Raw genomic sequence first — 1,293 nt, forward strand, 5'->3', positions numbered from 1 at the left:
CGAGCCTCATTATGGCGACGTCAACACCAATACCGGGCCCAGCAATATCACTACACAGCACGCGGCCACACTTTACAAACACGACTGTAGTACTAGGTTCGTTGTGCCGTTGTCAGAAAAACCGATCTGCCATTCTTCTTGATAGATTTGGCCCACGTTTTCAGCTGACCCACCGGATTCCACATAGTTGACCGAGATGTCTTCGATCTCGTTCTCGTAAATCGTGGCGAGCTCCCCACCAAAGGGATAGTAGACGCCTGCGGTGCCACCCGTTGCGAAAATCAGTTCGGAGGTGAAGTTCTCTTCGGCTTGCTCGTCTCCTCCCCCATTCCCGTTGGTATCGGCATCGCCACCGCAGGCTGCGAGCGCTGTTATCGCGACTACCGCGGTGATTCCTGTAACTATTCGGCGAGACTTCATTTCAAGCTCCTTCGTGTGTGTGAGTGACGCACCAACGGGTGATGAGGCCCGTTCCGTAAAGGCCTGACGCATAAATGCCAGGGATGCTTTCGAAATTCGTTTTCGAAAGCATAACATGATATACATCACATTCAATAGGTGACAAGGGCTTACTACTGGTGTAAGTCCTAGGCGACGGGTGACGTCATCGGAGTTGGTGCCTCGCTTGATTGAGGCGCTGATACGCAGGCTTGGCGGGCAATCATGCAGACCGGTGATCCTCCCACGCCGCTGTACGTCGATGACACCACAGGCGATGACCAAGCACATCGGGTAAAACCCGTGTTTATACGTAATTATTTACTCCGCCAGGTCAATCGAAAAACCTGACGACCTCCGTGGTGCCACCCAGTCAATATCGGATTTGACCAGGCAGCACGCGAACAGCAATAAGAGACCAAACGGCGGCGACAATGCGAAGACCGGAACACCACTGTGTGGCGCTGCCGGTCGCCCGAACATACCGGTCCCGAAGCTTACGACAGTATGATGAACGGAATGAGCGCACCCGACATTAATCAGGAGCTCCTAGAAAACTTTAAACCCCTCGTGGGTGACGCACACTTAACGAGTTTATTAGGCGTCGGCGCTTCTGCCCCATCTGGTTTACCTGACTGGAATGAATTTGCCCCGCGAGTAGCTGTACTCAGCGGTCTAGTTGAGACAGAGTCCGCGGCCAATATTCTACTCAGCAGGCAAGATCCAACCATCGTCCTGCCAGACAGCCGACGTTTAGCGGCTCTTCGGAATTTTGGGTGTAGATCGGTTTGGTGACCGGGGTGTGTTGAAGGCATAAAAAAGTCGAGGTCTTTTCGAAGATGGAAGTGCTCAAAC

General features: G+C 53.0%; 1 protein-coding gene. It reads right to left on the minus strand.

Annotated elements, in window-relative coordinates; all coding sequences use genetic code 11:
• Window positions 1-72: 72 nt before the first annotated feature.
• Window positions 73-420, minus strand: a complete 348-nt coding sequence (locus tag ACYVJT_RS15255; protein ID WP_343959851.1) for a TAXI family TRAP transporter solute-binding subunit — start codon at window positions 418-420, stop codon at window positions 73-75.
• Window positions 421-1,293: the final 873 nt, after the last annotated feature.

The sequence above is a fragment of the Yaniella soli genome, from assembly GCF_054782375.1.